This is a genomic window from Streptomyces sp. NPDC050617, from assembly GCF_040654795.1.
In the GTDB taxonomy this organism is placed as follows: Bacteria; Actinomycetota; Actinomycetes; order Streptomycetales; family Streptomycetaceae; genus Streptomyces.
Genome location: NZ_JBFAIS010000029.1, coordinates 108205 through 127019, shown reverse-complemented (window position 1 = coordinate 127019; position 18815 = coordinate 108205). Strand labels below are relative to the sequence as shown.

Here is an 18815-nt window from a genome sequence, read left to right as displayed (position 1 = left end):
CGGCCCCCCCCCGGGGCGCCCCCCCCGCGGGCGCGCGGGCCGGCGCGGGGGGGGGGGGGGGGGCCGCGCGCCGCCCCCGCCCGCCCCGTCGTACGTCCGGCCGGCCGGGTCAGCCCTCCGGCGCCGTACGGGCCGCCCAGCGCTGTTCGACCTTGCCGAACCGCCAGTACGCGAGCGCCGCCGCCCACACCGCCACGAAGAGCCCGACGATGACGAAGCCGACGTTGTCGAGGTCGAGGCCGGAGATCCAGCCGGTGACCGCGTCGTCCATGGCCAGCTTCTCGCGCAGGACGCTCACCAGCTCGATCGTCCCGATGAGGAAGGCGACGGCGATCGACAGGCCGGTGATGGTGAGGTTGTAGTAGACCTTGCGGACCGGGTTGGAGAACGCCCACTGGTAGGCGAAGTTCATGAACGTGCCGTCGAGCGTGTCGAAGAGGCTCATCCCGGCGGCGAAGAGCAGCGGCAGGCACATGATGGCGTACCAGGGCAGCCCGGCCGCGGCGCCGCTGCCCGCCATCACCATCAGCGTGACCTCGGTCGCGGTGTCGAAGCCGAGGCCGAAGAGGAAGCCGAGCGGATACATCTGGCCGGGGCGGGTGATGGAGCGGGTGAACCGGCCGAGCACCCGGTTCATGAACCCGCGCGAGTCCAGGTGCTCCTCCAGTTCGGCCTCGTCGAAGCGGCCCGCCCGCATGGAGCGGAAGACCTTCCAGATGCCCGCGAGGGCCACCAGGTTGAGCGCGGCGATGAGGTAGAGGAAGGTTCCGGAGACGGTCGTGCCGACGACGCCGAGCGTCTGGTGGGCCGTGGAGTCCTCGTTGATCAGCGTGCCGGCCAGGTGGGCGCCGCCCGCGACGAGCGCGGCCATGGCGACCACGACGCTGGAGTGGCCGAGGGCGAACCAGAAGCCCACGGAGACCGGGCGCTTGCCGTCGGCCATCAGCTTGCGGGTGGTGTTGTCGATGGCGGCGATGTGGTCGGCGTCGAAGGCGTGCCGCATGCCGAGGGTGTAGGCGGTGATGCCGAGGCCGACGCCGAAGACCTGCGAGCCGACCGTGTAGTGGCTGGGGACGACGAGCAGGAAGAGCACGCCGAAGGCGACGACGTGCAGCGCGGCTATGACGGCCAGCAGGCCGGCGGTGCGCAGGGTGTCCTGCCGCTGCCAGCGGAACGCGGGCGCGGCCAAGGGGGCGGGGGCGCCGATGGGCGGATCGGCGGGGGAACCAGTGGGGGTGTCGGTGGGCAGGGCCATCCGTATGTCACGCTCCAGCACCTCGTGGATCATTTCGTGAGATGCCGTGGCCGGTCTCCTGGCTTACGGGTTCAGCTCGCGCTGTCCTCCTCCCGAGCCTTCCCGGCCGCAGGCTGCGGCCAGTGGCTCCGTACGGCCGCCGGAGCGTGTACGGAATGGGCTGAGGACCCCCCGATCACAGTGGCGAGGGCCGCTCCGGAATAGGGCCACAGGGGCCCCTCACCGGTCTTCCCGAACACCACGGCCCGGCTACTTTAACGGTTTCGGCGGCTCTGACCAGTGGTGCACCAATGTGATAGACACCGCTCCGCTTCTCCTGTACGTACGCGCCGGGCCCCGCTCACCCTCCGAGGGCGTGGCCGCCGAACCCCCGCTCGCCCTCCGAGGCCGCGCGCCACCACTCCTCGGTGGACCGCTGGTCCATGGCCGCCCAGTCGGGTACGGACAGCACCTGGGCCCGGCCGAGCCGCCGCCCGAGCTCCAGCACCGCGCGGCCGATCGGCGCGCGTTCGGCGTCGTACGCGGCCAGCCCCGCGTCGCAGTCCTCGGCGGAGCGCAGGGCGCGCTCCAGCACCGTGGCGTCCTGGAGCGCCTTGACCGCGCCGCCGCCGGTGTGCGGGCGGGCGATGGCGGCGGAGTCGCCGAGGAGGACGAGCCGGCCCTTGGCTAAGTGCGGCACGGCGAGGTCGAAGATGGGCTGTACGAGGGTGTCCTGCGGGCGGGTGCGCTCGATGACCTCCCGCCAGTAGGGCGGGAAGTGACGAGCCACCAGCTTCTGCTGATGCGCTATCAATTCGGCCGCGACGGTGCGCGGCGGCGGCACGGTCGGGTCGTCGAGCCGCAGGCCCGGTACGTCCGGGGGCACCGCGTAGAACACCCAGTTGACGGAGGTTCCGCGGCCGTACGGGCCCGGAATGCGGTAGACGATCATGTGGCCCTCGGGGAACGCGACGCTGGCGGCGTCCTGTTCGGCCCACGCCTCGCGGGGGCCCGGCAGCCGCTCGGCGGGCAGCGAGCCGCGCCAGGCGAGGTACCCGGCGTACCGGGGCGCGACGTCGGGGTACATCGCGGCCCGTACGACCGAGCGGTAGCCGTCCGCGCCGATCACGAGGTCGAACCGCTCCTCGGCGCCGTCCGCGAACCGCAGCACGGCGCCGCGCGGCCCCGCACCGCGGTCGGCGTCCGGGGTCACGGATTCGACGACGGCGCCCGAGTGGTAGGCGACCCGCTCGGGGACGCGGGCCCGCAACTCCCGCCACAGGGAACCCCAGTTGTAGGAGCGGAAGGGGAAGGGCAGCACCCCGATCTCCCGGCCGCCGCGCGCGTCCGTGCCGCCGATCAGCCAGACGCGCCGGGTGAGCCGCACCCAGGGCATGCCGGCATCGACGTATCCGGCCGCTTCCAGTTCGGCATACCGGTCCTGGTGGACGGCGAGCCCCACGCCCCGGTCCTGGAGCCGCTGGGCGGCCCGCTCGTACACCGCGACCTCCGCGGCCCCGGCCCGTACGGCGGCCAGCGCCGCGGCACAACCGGCGATGCTGCCGCCCACGACGGCCACTCGTCCTCCGCGCACAGCTTCCCCTCATCCGCTCGTCCGCTCGTCCGTCCGGACTCCGCTCAGATCATTGACATGAACCGTACGAGTCCTTAGCGTCCTGCCCCACCCAATAGGAAGGTTTCTTAACTTCCAGTGACGAAAGGCGCATCGCCCCACCCGCGCCACCGTGCCGACATGCCGCCACAGCCGTCCGAGAGGTACCCACCGTGTCCCTCCGCCCCGTCGCGCCATTCGCCGTCACCGGCCTGCTGCTGAGCCTCGCCCTCCCGGCGTACGCCACCGCCCCGGAGCCGCGCCCCGCCGCCCCGCCGCGCTCCCCCGTCACGCGGGCCGCACCAGCCCCGGGGTCCGCGACCCCGCTCTCGGGATACGCGATCCAGTCCTCGGCCGAGGTCCCCGACAGCCCCGAGTCCGTCTCCACCCCCGGTTACGACACCAGGGGCTGGCATCCGGCGGCCGCCCGCTCCACCGTCCTCGCCGCGCTGCTCGCCGACGGCACGTACAAGGACGACCCCTTCTACTCCACCAACATGAAGAAGATCCCCAAGAAGGACTTCTCCGTCCCCTGGTGGTACCGCTCGGACTTTACCGTCGAGAACTCCGCCGACGCCTCGGCACGCACGTATCTCGACTTCAGCGGCGTGCTCTCGGCCGCCGACGTCTACGTGAACGGCAAGCGCGTCGCGGGCGCGGACCAGGTCGCCGGCGCGTACACCCGGCATGAACTCGAGGTCACCCCGCTGATCCGAAAGGGCGTCAACTCCGTTGCCCTGAAGGTCCGTCCCAACGATCCCGACAAGCACCTGACGATGGGCTGGGTCGACTGGCAGCAGCCGCCGCCCGACGCGAACATGGGCCTGGTCCGCGACGTCCTGGTGCGCCGGGGCGGGCCCGTCGCGCTGCGCGACGCGCATGTGACGACCGATCTCGCGCTGCCCGCCATGGGCTCCGCCGCCCTCACCGTCAAGGCCGCCGCCCGCAATGAGACGGCCGCCCCGGTGACCGCAACCGTGTCCGGCGACATCGGACCGGTCCGGTTCGGCAAGCGCGTGACACTGGCCGCGCACGAGAGCAAGGCGATCTCCTTCGGCCCCGCCGACGCCCCCGGGCTGCGGCTGGCCCATCCGAAGGTGTGGTGGCCCGCCGGGATGGGCGGTCAGCCGCTCTACGGGCTCGACCTCACCGTCAGCGTGGACGGCAGGGCCTCCGACACCGCGCACGAGGAGTTCGGCATCCGCGACGTCAAGGCCCCGATCAACTCGGCGGGGGCGCGCCAGTACTCCGTCAACGGGCGGCCGCTGCTCATCAAGGGCGGCGGCTGGCTCTCCGACATCTTCCTGCGCTGGGACCGCCGCTATACGGCGGACCGGCTGGAGTACGTACGCGACCTCGGCCTCAACACCGTACGACTGGAAGGCCATATCGAGCCGGACGAATTCTTCGGACTCACCGACCGGATGGGCATCCTCGTGCTCCCCGGCTGGGAGTGCTGCGACAAGTGGGAAGGCGACAACAACGGCGACGAGCCGGGCGAGAAGTGGACCGAGGCCGACCACCCCGTCGCCAAGGCGTCCATGGCCGCCGAGGCCGCCCGGCTCCGCGGCCACCCCAGCGTGATCTCCTTCCTCATCGGCTCCGACTTCGCGCCCGGCGCGCGCACCGAGCGGGACTACCTCGACGCCCTGAAGGCGGCGGACTGGCCCAACCCCGTCGTCTCCTCCGCCTCCAAGCGGCCCTCGCCCGTCCTGGGCGCGTCCGGCATGAAGATGACCGGCCCCTACGACTGGGTCCCGCCAAGCTACTGGTACGCCAAGCGCGAGGGCGGCGCCACCGGCTTCAACTCCGAGACGAGCGCCGGGCCGTCCATCCCCACCCTCGACACCCTCAAGCGGATGCTCTCCCCCGCCGAACTGCGCACGCTCTGGAAGGACCCGTCCGCGCGGCAGTACCACCGCTCGCCGTCGCACACGTTCGGCGACCTCAAGCTGTACGGGAACGCGCTCGCCGGCCGCTACGGCCCGCCGAGGGGCCAGGGCGACTACGTCCGCAAGGCGCAGCTCGCCCAATACGAGGCGGTACGGGCCGAGTTCGAGGCGTACGGGCGCAACGCGAGCGACCGGACCAAACCGTCGACCGGTCTCATCTACTGGCTGCTCAACAGCGGCTGGACGTCGCTGCACTGGCAGCTCTTCGACCGCTATCTGGACCAGGGCGGCGCCTACTTCGGCGCGAAGAAGGCCGGGGAGCCGCTGCACATCCAGTACTCCTACGACGACCGGTCGGTGGTCGTGGTCAACCAGCGCCACGCCGCCGCGAGAGGGCTCACGGCGCGCGTGAGCCTCTACACCCCCGACGGGCGGCGGAAACTGACGCGACAGGCCGCCGTGACCGCGCCCGGCGACGGCGGCAAGGCCACCGCGCTGAAGCTCCCGGCGCGGGTGCCGGGGATCGAGGGGACCTATCTCGTCAAGCTCCAGTTGGCCGACGCGCGGGGCAGGGAGGTCAGCCGCAACGTGTACTGGCTCTCCACGAAGCCGGACGTCCTCGACTGGGACCGCACCGAGTGGTATTACACGCCGACCACGAGCTACGCCGACCTCAAGGGGCTCGCCTCCATGGGCCGGGCGCGGGTGGTCTCGACATCCCGTACGGTCCAGGGGCCCGACGGCATGTCCACGACGGCCGTGACCTTGCGCCGCACGGGCGGTGGTTCCGTGCCCGCGCTGATGACGGACGTCCATGTCGTGGACGCGGCGGGCCGACCGGTGCTACCTGTGCGGTGGACGGACAACCAGGTCAGCCTGTGGCCCGGCGAGTCGGTGACGGTCACCGCGCGCTATCGCACCGCGGATCTGCACGGCTCGGCGCCCTCGGTGCGGGTGTCCGGCTGGAACACCCCACAGAGCACAGCGCGGAGCGTGCTACGCACGAGAAAGGGCTGATGCACATGCCGGACCTCATGGACGAGCGCGTCGGATTCGTACGGCGCATCGGCCTGTTCCAGGCCACCGCGATCAATATGAGCCAGATGTGCGGCATCGGGCCCTTCGTGACGATCCCCCTGATGGTCGCGGCCTTCGGCGGGCCGCAGGCCGTGATCGGGTTCATCGCGGGCGCGGTCCTCGCCCTCGCGGACGGGCTGATCTGGGCCGAGCTGGGCGCGTCGCTGCCGGGCGCGGGCGGCAGCTACGTCTATCTGCGGCAGGCGTTCCAGTACCGCACGGGCAAGCTGATGCCGTTCCTCTTCGTGTGGACGGCGATGCTCTTCATCCCGCTGGCGATGTCCACCGGGGTGATCGGGTTCGTGCAGTACCTGGGCTATCTGTGGCCGGGCATGAGCCAGGGCCAGGGCGACCTGGTCGGGCTGGCGGCGATCGCCGTCATCCTCGCGATGCTGTGGCGCCGGGTGGAGAACATCGCGAAGCTCTCGGTCGTCATGTGGACCGTGATGATCGCCTCGGTGGTGCTCGTCATCCTGGCCGCCTTCACCCACTTCAGCCCGGAGCAGGCGTTCACCTACCCGGCGCACGCCTTCGAGCTGACCACCGACCACTTCTGGATCGGCTTCGCGGCGGGGCTGACCATCGGCATCTACGACTACCTCGGCTACAACACGGCCGCGTACATGGGCGCCGAGATCAAGCGGCCCGGCCGCACGCTGCCGCGCGCCATCATCTACTCGATCCTCGGCATCATGACGATCTATCTGCTGCTCCAGATCGGCACGCTCGGCGTCATCCACTGGAAGGACATGCTCGACCCGGACAGCACGGCGTCCTCCTCCGTGGCCTCGGCGGTGCTGGAGAAGGCGTGGGGCAAGGGCGCGGCCGACGCCGTGACGGTGCTGATCCTCATCACGGCCGTCGCCTCCGTCTTCGCGGGGCTGCTGGGCGGTTCGCGGGTGCCGTACGACGCCGCGCGCGACAAGGTGTTCTTCCGCCCGTACGGGAAGCTGCACCCGCGCCACCGCTTCCCGGTGCTGTCCCTGCTGACCATGGGCGTCGTGACGGCCGTCGGCTTCATGATCGGCAGGCATACGGACCTGGCGACCATCATCCAGCTGCTGACCACCGTCATGGTGATCGTGCAGGCGCTGGCGCAGGTCGCCGCCGTCACCGTGCTGCGCCGCCGGCAGCCGGGGCTGCGGCGGCCGTACAGGATGTGGCTGTACCCGGTGCCGAGCTTCGTCGCGCTCGTCGGCTGGCTGGTGATCTACGGCTACGCGGACCGGAACTCGCCCGGCAGGCACCCCATCGAATGGTCGCTGGCCTGGGTCGCGGCGGGCTGTGTGGCGTTCCTGCTGTGGTCGCGGTACGAGAAGGTGTGGCCGTTCGGTCCGCGCGAGATCAGCGAGGAGTATCTGCACGGCGCGGATCCGGATACCGAGGACCAGGCGCCGGCGGACGCCTGACCCGCGAGGCGGGACCCCGGGGACCGAAGGCCCCTGCCCTGCGGGGGCCTTCGGCCGCATTCCAGCCACACGCGTCACACAGGTCAGCGGAATCCGCACGTCCGGGTAGGGTGCGAAAGATCCGTATATCCCTACCTGGTGGACCGGAATTGAACGATAACGAACGTATACGCGTGACGCGGCGCGGCAAGGTCGTCCTCTCGACGGCGACCGCGGCCATCGCCGCCGCGGGGCTGTGGAGTTGGGCGGCCTCGGGCCACGAGGTCAAGGCGGACTCGCCCCCGGCGACCGCCCCCGCGACGACCACGCCCGCGGCTCCGGCGGCGGCGCCGCCCGCGCCGAAGCCGACCGAGGACGGCCGCATTCCGGGTCTCGACGACGCCACGCGCAAGCGAATACCAGCGGGATCCCGCCAAGTTCTGGTGGTCACCGGCAAGGGCGCCGACTCCTCCGACTCGACCGCGGTCCTCTACACCCGCGACGAGGGATCGAGGATCTGGCGGCCGGGCCCGAGCTGGCCGGCGCACAACGCCGCGCACGGCTGGACGCCCGACCACCACTACGGCGACCTCCGCTCCCCCGAGGGCGTGTTCACCCTCACCGGCGCGGGCGGCAAGCTCGCCTTCCCGGACGCGAAGCTCCCCTACGACCACAACGGGTCCTTCATCGCCTCCGGCAGCGGCGTGGAGGGTGAACCCCTCGCCGGGGCCTTCGACTACGTCATCGGGATCGACTACAACCGGGTGCCCGGCACCTCACCGCTCGATCCGCGGCGGCCGCTCGGCGCGAAGAAGGGCGGCGGCGTGTGGCTGCACGTCGACCACGACGGGCCCACCCAGGGCTGTGTGAGCCTGAAGCCGAATGTGATGCGGACCTTGCTGCGCACCCTCGACCCGAAGCTCGAACCGGTCGTCGTGATGGGCCCGGCGTCGGCTCGAAATCACCGGTGATAGAACGGCAACCATGCCTGCGACCACCGCCCCGCCTCCGCCCGCGCCCCCCACGAAACGCCGCAGGCTGTACTGGCACCGGCTGATACCCGGCCTCTGGTACCGCCCCGTCGAGATCCTGGACGAGGCCCGCGACCGAACCGTGTGGGGCGCGGCGATCCTGCTCTGCCTGGTCTGCGGCGCGCTCGGCACCGTCACCAAGGGCTCGTTCCGCCAGCAGTGGGACGGCAACCCCCGGCTCGCGCTGGGGTCGCTGGCCACCGTGGAGGCGGGGGTCCTGTTCGCCAGCCTGGTGCTGGGCGTCGTCACCCACAGCATCGCCCGGCATCTGGGCGGCAACGGCCGGCTCGGTCCCACGGTCACGCTGTTCGTCGTGCTGTTCTGGACCACGGACCTGCCCCGCCTGGCGCTCCACGCCTGGCTCCCGGCCCACTCCCTCGCGGTACGCGCCGTGGCCGGCATGACCTGGCTGTTCGGCTACGCGCTGGCCGCCCTGCTGATCCGCGGTCAGCACCATCTGCCGACCCACAAGGCGCTCGCCTCGGTGAGCATCCAGATGCTGGCCGCCGGCGCTCTGCTCAAGTTCCCGCCGGGGAACTGAGGGCGCGCAGGGGAGAAGAGGAAGGCCCGCCCGGTGCGACGGGGGATGCACACCGGGCGGGCACAGGAACCTTTGTACCTCATCAAGGATGGGTCATGCATCAAAAACCTGTTCGGCTGACTGATTACCAGCGAGCAGGGAGCGAAATCAGGCCACGGGCGCGGATCGTGGAACGCCACTTCAGGGCGGAGCGGCCCCCGTCCGGAACGAGTTCGGGCAGCCGTTCTCGAGCTTCGGGCAGTCGCTCCGCACGTGCCGCAGACGCCGCACCGGACCCCGTACGAGCCTGCGGCGCTCCCGGACCGCGGCGGTTCCCGCGCCCCGGCGCGAGGCGTCCCGACTGGCCATAGCTTTGGAACCCCACATTCCGGTCACGTGAACCGGTCCGGTCCGCGACAGGCCAGCGCGGCTGTCAGCACCGTTTCCGCGTCCTGGGTCACGGCCCGCATGCCGACCGCGGCGTCCTCGACCTGAAACCGACGGATCGCACGGGCGGCACCGGGTCCGTACGCATTCGCACGGACCCGGCACCAGCCTGTGTCGCAGGCGGCCTTGACCCCCGTCCAGGGCCACCTCGTCTCCACCGATCCGCGCCGGATCGCGGAGCCCGGTCCGCTCAGCTCTCGCCTCGCGGTTCCTCGGCTCCCGTCTCGGGCGGGTCCGCCGGAAGGTTCATCTGCCGTCTGAACTGGCCGATGATCGTCGTCAGGCTGTCCTGCACCTCCGGCGGCAGACCCACCGAACGCAGGGCGATGGCGCGTACGCGCTGATCCCGCATGGCGGCGAGGAAGCGGACCTCCTCCTCCACCCGCTCGGCCTGAGACGGCGACAGATCGCCTAACAGGTAACCGACCGGCACTCCGAAGAACTTGGCGAGCGCCCGCAGCAGATCGGGGCTGGGGTTGGCGCGCCGGCCGTTGCGCAGCATCGACAGATACTGCTCCGTCACGCTGACCCCGCCGTACTCGTCCGTCCCGGTGCTGATCCGGTCCGCCACGTGTCCGTTGGTATAGGGGGCTCCCGGCGGGTGCATGCTCGCGAACAGGTAGTTGAGCCGTTCCGCGAGCGGGCTCTCACCGGCCCCCGCCGATCTGTCGCCCCCGACTGCCATGTGCTCCATCCTTCGGAATGTGTCGCACGACGTCTCACGGGCAGTTAAGCCCGCAACCGCCGTGGAGAGCATCTTGCCATGGAGGTAACGGACCGCACCAGGGCGTCATGAGGAAAGTCAGGTGTGTCTTACTTAACCACCGGTTTAACGGGGGCCGGTTCTTGACAGCCACACGGAGGCAACCTGACGGGCCGCCGACCCGTCTTGACCATAATGCGGTGACGCCCGCCAGGGGGAAAGCCTCGGCTCTGTGGGGTGGCACACCTCGCGGGAGGCTCCGGCGCGCGGACGCCGCGGCGCTCTCGCGGGACCCGGCGCGCGCGGGGGACGATGGCACGCCCGTACCGGCAGTGACTCCGGCCCCGCAGCCCTCGTCCTCGGGAGGATCCGCTCCATGAGAAGACCGCGCCCCGCACTCCTGCCTCTCTTGTCCCTCTTGTCCCTCCTGCCCCTGCTCCTTCTCGCGGCGGCGCCCACCGCCTACGCCGCCGACAGCCCCCGACGCTCCACGGCCGCTTCGGACGACGCCTACTGGACGGCGGAGCGGATGGCCGCGGCGCACCCGGTCACGGACGGCGTACGGGCGGGGGCACGCCCCACCGCTCCGGCCGCCGAGCCGCCCGCGCCGAGCCACCCCTTCGACGGCCTCCCCCCAGTGGGCACGTTCTTCTGGACGGACGACACCGGTGCCGGACGCTCCTGCGGCGGCACCATCGTCCGCAGCCCGCACCGCGACCTCGTGGTCGGCGCCGGGCACTGCCTGCGCTCCCCCAAGCCGCGGCGGCACCTGTCCTTCGTGCCCCAGTACCACGACGGGCAGAAGCCGTTCGGGCTCTTCCCGGTCGAGCGCGTCTACATCGACCAGCGCTACTACGACCTGGGCACCGGCGCGGGCGCCCGCTGGGACTACTCCGTCGTGCGGGTCGGGCCGCGCGCGGACGGCGCCGAGGCGCAGGAGGCCGCGGGCGGCTTCGGCCTCGGCGTGTACCCCGGCTACGAGCACCGGCGCGTACGGCTGATCGGCTATCCCGGCACCGACGACGCCACCCACCCCAAGCCGCTGGACTGCCGCTCCGCCACGCACCGCTACACCAGCACGGACCCGGCAGCGCCCGGCGACTTCCTGGAGATCGCCTGCGCGGGCTACATCGGCGGCACGTCGGGCGGCCCGTTCCTGGTGCGGTCCCCCACCGGATACCGCCTCATCGGTGTCATCGGCGGATACCACACCGGAGGCGACTTCCCGGACATCTCGTACAGTTCGTATTTCACCGCGGACATCCTCGCGCTGTACCTGCACGCCGTACGCGGCGACGCCCCGGCGCAGCCGCAGTAGTCGCTCCCTCTACCGGGGCTCCCAAGGCGCGTTCCGTCCCTCCTGCGAGAATGCGTCACGTCAGTACGGCGCGTACGAGAGGTGGATCAGCGGTGTCAGCGGTACTCCCCGTCCTGGAATCGGTGAGCTGGCTGTGTGTGCGGGACGGGCGGCTGCTGGCCGTGCGGACCCACGGCCGGGAGGTCTTCTACCTGCCCGGCGGGAAGCTGGAGCCCGGTGAGAGCGGCCCGCAGGCGCTCTCCCGCGAACTGTCCGAGGAGCTGGGCATCGACGCCGCTCCGGAGGCGCTGACCGAGGCGTTCGTCGTCGAGGACGTGGCGCACGGGCAGGACGGCCGGCGGCTGCGCATGACCTGCTACACGGGCGAGGCCGCGGGCGAGCCGGCGCCGGGCCGGGAGATCGCCGAACTGGCGTGGCTGGGCGTGGCCGACACGCACCGCGGCGCCCCCGCCCTGGGCCAGGTCGTCAAACGGCTCGCGGACCAGGGGCTGCTCGCCTGAGCGGTGGGGCGGGGACTCCCCCGCCCCACCGTTTCAGCAGGTCGCCCCCATCGCCTCGCGGACCTCGCGCAGCGTCGCGTCCGCGATGGCGTTGGCCCGCTCGTTGCCGGCCCGCAGCACATCGCGGACGTAGCCGCGCTCCCGCGCGTACGCGGCCCGGCGGGCTCGCATCGGGCGCAGGTACTCGTTGACGGACTCGGTGACGACCTTCTTCAGCGCGGCGGCGCCGCCCGCGCCGATGTCCTCGGCGACCTGGTGCGGGTCGCGTTCCTGGCAGAGCGCGGCGAGGAGGACGAGGCCGGAGACCTCCGGCCGGGTCTCGGGGTCGTAGCCGATGTGCCGCTCGGCGTCGGTCTTCGCGCGCTTGACGAGGCGCGCTGTCTCGTCCTCGGTGGCGCCGAGCGCGATGGCGTTGCCGCGGCTCTTGCTCATCTTGCCGCCGTCGGTGCCCAGCAGGTGCGGCGCGGCGGACAGCAGCGCCTGGGGCTGCGGGAAGATCTCGGGGCCGCCGTGCGCGTAGCGGTCGTTGAAGCGGCGGGCGACGGTGCGGGTGACTTCGAGGTGCGGCAGCTGGTCCTTGCCGACGGGGACGAGGTTGCCCTTGCAGAAGAGGATGTCGGCGGCCTGGTGGACGGGGTAGGTGAACATGAGCCCGCTCACGGCGGACTGCCGGGAGTGCGCGATCTCGTCCTTGACGGTGGGGTTGCGGCTCAGTTCGGCGACGGTGACCAGGCTCAGGAACGGCAGCAGCAGCTGGTTGAGGGCGGGGACCGCGCTGTGCGCGAAGACGGTGGCCCGTTCGGGGTCGATGCCGGCGGCGAGATAGTCCAGGACGAGGCCCTCGACGTGGTCGCCGAGGCGGTCGGCGACGTCCCGGTCGGTGAGCACCTGGTAGTCGGCGACCAGGACGAACATCTCGACGCCGAGGTTCTGGAGCCGTACCCGGTTGTGCAGGGTGCCGAAGTAGTGGCCGAGGTGGAGCGGGCCGGTGGGCCGGTCGCCGGTCAGTACGCGGTAGTCGCCGGGGGCGCGGCGCACGTCGGCGTCGAGGGCTGTGGTGGACATCGGGGTTCTCCTCGCGGGGTCGGGAGCCGGACGGCGGCGGCCGACGGGTCGGAGAACGCACGAGGGCCGCCCTTGCGGACGGCCCGTGGTCGTGTCTGATCGGAAGCCGTCCCGCTAGGACGGCCACCAGCTCTGACACGGAGAAAAGTGCATACAGCAATCATAGCGTCCCGGCGCGGGGGCGGGCGACGGGCCGAAGGGCCCGCCGCCCGTGCGGCGTGCTAGCGCACGTCGCCGTACCCGTCGCCCGGATACCCCTGCCCCGGCTGCCGCGCGGCGGGCGGCCGCGCTCCCCAGCGGTTGCGGGGGTGCCGGGTCAGCGTGTAGCCGCCGACGCCGAGGAGCGCCGCGAGGACGCCGCCGCCCAGGGTCCACGCCCAGCGGTCCGAGAACCAGCCGCCCGTCCAGCCGTCCTCCGGCTCGGCGACCGACTGGGCGTGCAGCGGCGCGCCCAGCTCGCCGCCGCCGTCGTACGAGCCGCCGGCGCTCTCGGCCGTCGCCTCGACCTCGGCGCGGGCCGCGAGGCCCATGTCCTTGTCCGGCACGTCCACGACGGTCAGCCGCAGGTAGTACGCGCCGGGCAGCGGATCGTTCGACCAGCGCTCGGCCCACTGCCGTACGGGCCGCAGGGTGCAGGTGAGGGTGATCTTGGTGTCCGTCTCGGACGCCCGCTTCGTCGGCTCGCCGGAGGCGCACGCCTGGCGGCGGCGCAGGCCGTCGAAGACGTCCATCTGCCAGGTGGCCGCGCCGTGCCGCAGGCTCGCCTCCGGGAGGGTCACGGTCGCCTTGGCGGTCGCCCGCTGGCCGGCCCCGGCCGGGAACTGCCAGTAGAGGTAGTCGCCGGTGGAGGCGGTGGCGCTCGCCTTCTGGCCCTGCTTGATGGCCGTGGCGGTACGGAAGCCCGTGCCGGCCTCCGTCGGCGCGGCGGACTCGGAGGAGCCGTCGCCGCTCGCGCTCGCGGTCGGGGTGGGCGTCGCGTCGTCGGCCGCCGCGGAGGCTGCCGGGGCGAACAGCAGGGCCGAGGCGGCGAGCAGCGCCGCGCCCAGCACACGTGTCGTACGCATCAGTTCGCCCTCCAGACCGCGACGCGCCAGCGGGCCAGCCAGCCCCAGATCAGCCCCGCGAGGAGGCCGACGCCGCCGAGGGCGGCGAGCAGCACCCAGCCGCGGCCGAGACCGAAGGCGGCCACGTCCGAGGCGTTGTCGGGCGCCTTGACGAGGTCGACGGCCAGCTCGACGGGGAGTCCCGGCTCGCGCTTGACGGAGTCGGGCGCGGAGAAGGAGTTGGCGACCTCAAGGCAGACGGTCTTGGGGTCCGGCTGGCTGCCGTCGGACTTCTTGTCCTGTTCGGCGACCGGGTAGCGCAGGCCGGAGGAGAGGACGTCGGTGCGTCCGCTGCCCGCATCGCTGCCGCGTACGAGCTCCTGACCCTTGTCGCTGACGGCGCGCAGCCGCACCCCGTAGTCGGGGTTGACGGCACGGTCGGCGCTGACGCTCACCGCGGCGCGCAGTTCCTGACCGGGGTTCACCTTCACGCGGTACCAGCGGTGTTCGGCGAACTTCTCGCGGTCGGTGAAGATCCCGGCGCCCAGCACCGGCGCGTTGGTGCACTGGTCGGTGGCGCCCTGCACCGCCTTCGGCGGCGCCTCGACCGGGTCGGCGGTGCGCTTGACGAGCTGCTTGATCCGGCCGGAGAGCTGGTCGGTGTGCTGGACCGAGGTGTAGGTGCCGCCGGTCGCCTCGGCGATGCAGCTGAGCTGCCTGCGCGTCTTGTCGTCGTGGGCGAGGCCGAGCGTGTCGACCGTCAAGTGCGTGCCCTTGGCGGCGAGTTCGCGGGCCACGTCGCAGGGGTCGGGCTTGCCGCAGGAGTCCTCGCCGTCGGTGATGAGGACGATGCGCCGGGTGCCGCCGTCGTTGCCGAGGTCCTTGTCGGCCGCGCGCAGGGCGTAGCCGATGGGCGTCCAGCCGGTCGGCTTCAGGTTGGCGACGGACGCCTTGGCCGTGGTCCGGTCCACCTGTCCGACGGGGTACAGCTGCTTGCTGTCCTTACAGCCGATCACCTTGTCCTCGCCGGGGTATTCGGAGCCGAGGGTGCGGATGCCGAGCTGGACCACCTCCGGCGTCGCGTCGATCACCTCCCCGAACGCCTGCTTGGCCGCGTCCATGCGCGACTGCCCGTCGATGTCACGCGCGTTCATCGAGCCGCTGACGTCGAGGACGAGTTCTACCTTGGGGGCCTTCTCCGCCGCTTCGTCCGCGGCGAGGGCCGGGGGTGCGCCGGCGGCCAGGGTGGCGAGCGCCGCGAAGGCGCCCGCCACCAGCCGTCTTGTGATGATCATTCAGCGGATCTTAGTGATCACCGGGCCATGGGCCCAATTTGCAATGTGAGGGCCCGTCACCCTCGCGACGAGGGGTCAGTCGTCGCCCTCCAAGTTGCCCTCGGTCTCCAGGAACGCCTGGCGCAGCGCGTCGAGGGTCTCGGTGTCCGGCTCGGCCCACATGCCGCGGCTCTCGGCCTCCAGCAGCCGCTCCGCGATGCCGTGCAGGGCCCAGGGGTTGGCCTCCTGGAGGAAGGCGCGGTTCTCGGGGTCGAGGACGTAGGTCTGGGCGAGCTTGTCGTACATCCAGTCGGGGACGACGCCGGTGGTGGCGTCGTAGCCGAAGAGGTAGTCGACGGTGGCGGCGAGTTCGAAGGCGCCCTTGTAGCCGTGGCGGCGCATCGCCTCGATCCAGCGGGGGTTGACGACGCGGGCGCGGAAGACGCGCGAGGTCTCCTCGACCAGGGTGCGGGTGCGGACCGTCTCGGGCCGGGTGGAGTCGCCGATGTACGCGGCGGGCGCGGTGCCCTTGAGGGCCCGTACGGTCGCGACCATGCCGCCGTGGTACTGGAAGTAGTCGTCCGAGTCGGCGATGTCGTGTTCGCGGGTGTCGGTGTTCTTGGCGGCGACCGCGATGCGCTTGTAGGCGCTCTCCATCTCCTCGCGGGCCGGGCGGCCCTCCAGCTCGCGGCCGTACGCGTAGCCGCCCCAGACGGTGTAGACCTCGGCGAGGTCGGCGTCGGTGCGCCAGTCGCGGCTGTCAATGAGCTGGAGCAGCCCCGCGCCGTACGTGCCGGGCCGGGAGCCGAAGATGCGGGTGGTGGCCCGGCGTTCGTCGCCGTGCACGGCGAGGTCGGCCTGGGCGTGGGCCCGTACGTAGTTCTGCTCGTCGCTCTCCTCCAGGCCGGCGGCGAGCCGCACGGCGTCGTCGAGGAGCCCGATGACGTGCGGGAAGGCGTCGCGGAAGAAGCCGCTGATGCGCAGGGTGACATCGATGCGCGGGCGGCCGAGCTGTTCAAGAGTCACGGGTTCAAGTCCCGTTACTCGCCGCGAGGCGTCGTCCCACACGGGCCGGATGCCCATCAGCGCCAGCGCCTCGGCGATGTCGTCGCCGGAGGTGCGCATCGCGCTCGTGCCCCACAGGGAGAGGCCCACCGACTTGGGCCACTCGCCGTTGTCGGTGCGGTAGCGCTCCAGGAGCGAGTCGGCGAGCGCCTGTCCGGTCTCCCAGGCGAGGCGGCTGGGCACGGCCTTGGGGTCGACGGAGTAGAAGTTGCGGCCGGTCGGCAGGACGTTGACCAGGCCGCGCAGCGGGGAGCCGGACGGCCCGGCGGGCACGAAGCCGCCGTTGAGGCCGTGCACGGCGTGGTCGAGCTCGTCGGTGGTGGCGGCGAGCCGCGGCACGACCTCGCGGGCGGCGAACTCCAGGATGGCGCGGACGCCTTCGCGCTGCGCCTCGGGCAGCTCCAGGGCGGCCTTCTCGGCGGCGGCCGGGTCCCAGGCCGCGTCCTCCATGGCCTGGACGAGCGCACGGGCCCGGTCCTCGGCCTCGTCGGCGCCGGTGCGGGTGGCGGCGGACTCGTCGAGGCCGAGGGCCTCGCGCAGGCCCGGCAGGGCGGCTGTGCCGCCCCAGATCTGCCGGGCGCGCAGGATCGCGAGGACGAGGTTGACGCGCTCGGGGCCGGTGGGCGCGGCGCCGAGGACGTGCAGGCCGTCGCGGATCTGGGCGTCCTTGACCTCGCACAGCCAGCCGTCGACGTGCAGCAGGAAGTCGTCGAAGCCGTCGTCGTCCGGGCGGGCTTCGAGGCCGAGGTCGTGGTCGAGCTTGGCGGCCTGGATCAGCGTCCAGATCTGGGCGCGGATGGCGGGCAGCTTGGCCGGGTCCATGGCGGCGATGGAGGCGTACTCGTCGAGGAGCTGCTCCAGGCGCGCGATGTCGCCGTAGGACTCGGCGCGGGCCATCGGCGGCACGAGGTGGTCGACGAGGGTGGCGTGGGCGCGGCGCTTGGCCTGGGTGCCCTCGCCGGGGTCGTTGACCAGGAAGGGGTAGATGAGCGGCAGGTCGCCGAGGGCGGCGTCGGGGCCGCAGGCGGCGGACAGGCCCGCGTTCTTGCCGGGCAGCCACTCCAGGTTGCCGTGCTTGCCGAGGTGCACCATGGCGTCGGCGCCGAAGCCGCCGTCGGCCCGGTCGGCGGCGATCCAGCGGTAGGCGGCGAGGTAGTGGTGCGAGGGCGGCAGGTCGGGGTCGTGGTAGATGGCGATGGGGTTCTCGCCGAAGCCGCGCGGCGGCTGGATGAGGATGAGGAGGTTGCCGCGGCGCAGGGCGGCCAGCACGATGTCGCCGTCCGGATTCTGGCTCCGGTCCACGAACATCTCACCGGGCGGCGGTCCCCACTGGCCCTCGACGGCCTCGCGCAGTTCGGCGGGGAGCCGCTCGTACCAGCGCTTGTAGTCGGCGGCGGGGATGCGGACCGGGTTGCGCGCCAGCTGCTCCTCGGTGAGCCACTCCTGGTCGTGGCCGCCCGCCTCGATGAGGGCGTAGATCAGCTCGTCGCCGACGCCGGAGTCGAGGCCGGGTACGGGCTCGGCGCCGAAGTCGTAGCCGTCGGCCTTCAGGCGGCGCAGCAGGGCGACGGCGCTGGCGGGGGTGTCGAGGCCGACGGCGTTGCCGATGCGGGAGTGCTTGGTGGGGTAGGCGGAGAGGACGAGCGCGAGGCGCTTCTCGGCGGCCGGGATGTGGCGCAGGCGGGCGTGGCGCACGGCGATGCCGGCGACGCGGGCGGCGCGCTCGGGGTCGGCGACGTAGGCGGGCAGGCCGTCCTCGTCGACCTCCTTGAAGGAGAACGGGACGGTGATCAGGCGGCCGTCGAACTCGGGGACGGCGACCTGGGTGGCGGCGTCCAGCGGGGAGAGTCCCTCGTCGTTCTCCTCCCAGGCGGTGCGCGGTCCGGTCAGGCACAGGGCCTGGAGGATCGGCACGTCGAGGGCGGCGAGCGCGCCCGCGTCCCACGACTCGTCGTCGCCGCCGGCGGACGCCTCGGCGGGCTTGGTGCCGCCGGCCGCGAGGACGGTGGTGATGACGGCGTCGGCCGCGCCGAGCGCCTCCACCAGCTCGGGCTCGGGCGCGCGCAGGGACGCGACGAAGAGCGGCATGGGCGTGCCGCCCGCGTCCTCGACGGCCTGGCACAGGGCCTCGACGAACGCGGTGTTGCCGGACATGTGGTGGGCGCGGTAGTAGAGCACGGCGATCCGCGGGCCGCTCGCGTCGGGGCGGGGGGTGCGCTCCAGCGGGCCCCAGGTGGGGGCGGGCGCGGGCGCCTCGAAGCCGTGGCCGGTGAGCAGCACGGTGTCGGAGAGGAAGCGCGCGAGCTGCTCCAGGTTGGCGGGCCCGCCGTGGGCGAGGTAGGCGTGCGCCTCGGCGGCGATGCCGACGGGGACGGTGGACGCCTCCATCAGCTGGGCGTCGGGGGCCTGTTCGCCGGTGAGGACCACCACAGGCCGGTCCCCGGCGAGGAGGGTGTCGAGCCCCTCCTGCCAGGCGCGTACGCCGCCGAGCAGCCGTACGACGACGAGCTGGACGCCGTCGAGGAGGCCGGGCAGCTCGCTCAGGTCGAGGCGGGCCGGGTTGGCGAGCCGGTAGGGCACGGGCCCGTCGGCGGCGCGCGCGCTGAGCAGGTCGGTGTCGGACGTCGACAGCAGCAGGATCACTGG

13 protein-coding genes and 1 riboswitch are annotated in these 18815 nt (G+C 72.3%); of the genes, 6 read left to right on the top strand and 7 right to left on the bottom strand.

From position 1 onward, the window contains the following. Positions 1-109: 109 nt before the first annotated feature. Positions 110-1288, bottom strand: a complete 1179-nt coding sequence (locus tag AB0I49_RS30920) for a HoxN/HupN/NixA family nickel/cobalt transporter (protein ID WP_363230436.1) — start codon at positions 1286-1288, stop codon at positions 110-112. After that, positions 1286-1513: riboswitch (cobalamin riboswitch) on the bottom strand. Its footprint overlaps the gene before it by 3 nt. A gap of 82 nt (positions 1514-1595) precedes the next feature. Then, entirely contained in the window at positions 1596-2828 is a 1233-nt protein-coding gene (locus AB0I49_RS30915) for an FAD-dependent monooxygenase (protein ID WP_363230435.1), read from the bottom strand. Between the two features lie 191 nt (positions 2829-3019). On the opposite strand from AB0I49_RS30915, the gene AB0I49_RS30910 reads away from it, so the two are divergent. The 4 genes from AB0I49_RS30910 to AB0I49_RS30895 all read left to right on the top strand — a co-directional run bounded on the left by AB0I49_RS30910 (position 3020) and on the right by AB0I49_RS30895 (position 8775). Then, positions 3020-5755 carry a sugar-binding domain-containing protein gene (locus AB0I49_RS30910; RefSeq protein WP_363230433.1) on the top strand — a complete coding sequence of 912 codons (2736 nt, stop codon included), beginning with the start codon at positions 3020-3022 and terminating at the stop codon, positions 5753-5755. Positions 5756-5760: 5 nt separating this feature from the next. Beyond that, the gene (locus tag AB0I49_RS30905; RefSeq protein WP_363230444.1) at positions 5761-7224 is read left to right on the top strand and encodes an APC family permease; all 1464 of its coding nucleotides are present in this window, start codon (positions 5761-5763) and stop codon (positions 7222-7224) included. Between the two features lie 173 nt (positions 7225-7397). Continuing rightward, on the top strand, positions 7398-8174 hold the full coding sequence (locus AB0I49_RS30900; RefSeq protein ID WP_363230432.1) for a L,D-transpeptidase family protein: 777 nt from the start codon (positions 7398-7400) through the stop codon (positions 8172-8174). Between the two features lie 13 nt (positions 8175-8187). Next, positions 8188-8775: a YIP1 family protein gene (locus tag AB0I49_RS30895; protein ID WP_363230431.1), complete on the top strand. Its 588-nt coding sequence runs from the start codon at positions 8188-8190 to the stop codon at positions 8773-8775. A 616-nt stretch (positions 8776-9391) separates the two neighbouring features. Here AB0I49_RS30895 and AB0I49_RS30890 read toward each other — a convergent pair. Next, positions 9392-9886 (bottom strand): helix-turn-helix transcriptional regulator, encoded by a 495-nt coding sequence (locus AB0I49_RS30890; RefSeq protein WP_030880048.1) that lies wholly within the window; start codon positions 9884-9886, stop codon positions 9392-9394. Positions 9887-10322: 436 nt separating this feature from the next. Here AB0I49_RS30890 and AB0I49_RS30885 point away from each other — a divergent pair, with 436 nt between their 5' ends. Beyond that, positions 10323-11222, top strand: a complete 900-nt coding sequence (locus AB0I49_RS30885) for a trypsin-like serine protease (RefSeq protein ID WP_363230430.1) — start codon at positions 10323-10325, stop codon at positions 11220-11222. 92 nt (positions 11223-11314) lie between these two features. Beyond that, positions 11315-11722, top strand: a complete 408-nt coding sequence (locus AB0I49_RS30880) for an NUDIX domain-containing protein (protein WP_363230429.1) — start codon at positions 11315-11317, stop codon at positions 11720-11722. 33 nt (positions 11723-11755) lie between these two features. Here the strand turns inward: AB0I49_RS30880 and trpS are convergent, their stop codons facing one another. The 4 genes from trpS to cobN form a co-directional block, all read right to left on the bottom strand. After that, on the bottom strand, positions 11756-12787 hold the full coding sequence (gene trpS, locus AB0I49_RS30875) for a tryptophan--tRNA ligase (RefSeq protein ID WP_363230428.1): 1032 nt from the start codon (positions 12785-12787) through the stop codon (positions 11756-11758). A 221-nt stretch (positions 12788-13008) separates the two neighbouring features. Further along, positions 13009-13851, bottom strand: a complete 843-nt coding sequence (locus tag AB0I49_RS30870) for a hypothetical protein (protein ID WP_363230427.1) — start codon at positions 13849-13851, stop codon at positions 13009-13011. After that, positions 13851-15125 (bottom strand): VWA domain-containing protein, encoded by a 1275-nt coding sequence (locus AB0I49_RS30865; protein WP_363230426.1) that lies wholly within the window; start codon positions 15123-15125, stop codon positions 13851-13853. The genes AB0I49_RS30870 and AB0I49_RS30865 overlap by 1 nt, the downstream gene beginning before the upstream one ends. 75 nt (positions 15126-15200) lie before the next feature. Beyond that, complete coding sequence (gene cobN, locus AB0I49_RS30860; RefSeq protein ID WP_363230425.1) at positions 15201-18812, bottom strand: cobaltochelatase subunit CobN; 3612 nt, start codon at positions 18810-18812, stop codon at positions 15201-15203. Positions 18813-18815: the final 3 nt, after the last annotated feature.

Bases quoted from the DNA above. Each gene is read 5' to 3' on its own strand.
- AB0I49_RS30890 (WP_030880048.1), bottom strand. From the start codon at position 9,886: ATGGCAGTCGGGGGCGACAGATCGGCGGGGGCCGGTGAGAGCCCGCTC.
- AB0I49_RS30905 (WP_363230444.1), top strand. From the start codon at position 5,761: ATGCCGGACCTCATGGACGAGCGCGTCGGATTCGTACGGCGCATCGGC.
- AB0I49_RS30895 (WP_363230431.1), top strand. From the start codon at position 8,188: ATGCCTGCGACCACCGCCCCGCCTCCGCCCGCGCCCCCCACGAAACGC.
- AB0I49_RS30870 (WP_363230427.1), bottom strand. From the start codon at position 13,851: ATGCGTACGACACGTGTGCTGGGCGCGGCGCTGCTCGCCGCCTCGGCC.
- AB0I49_RS30865 (WP_363230426.1), bottom strand. From the start codon at position 15,125: ATGATCATCACAAGACGGCTGGTGGCGGGCGCCTTCGCGGCGCTCGCC.
- trpS (WP_363230428.1), bottom strand. From the start codon at position 12,787: ATGTCCACCACAGCCCTCGACGCCGACGTGCGCCGCGCCCCCGGCGAC.
- AB0I49_RS30920 (WP_363230436.1), bottom strand. From the start codon at position 1,288: ATGATCCACGAGGTGCTGGAGCGTGACATACGGATGGCCCTGCCCACC.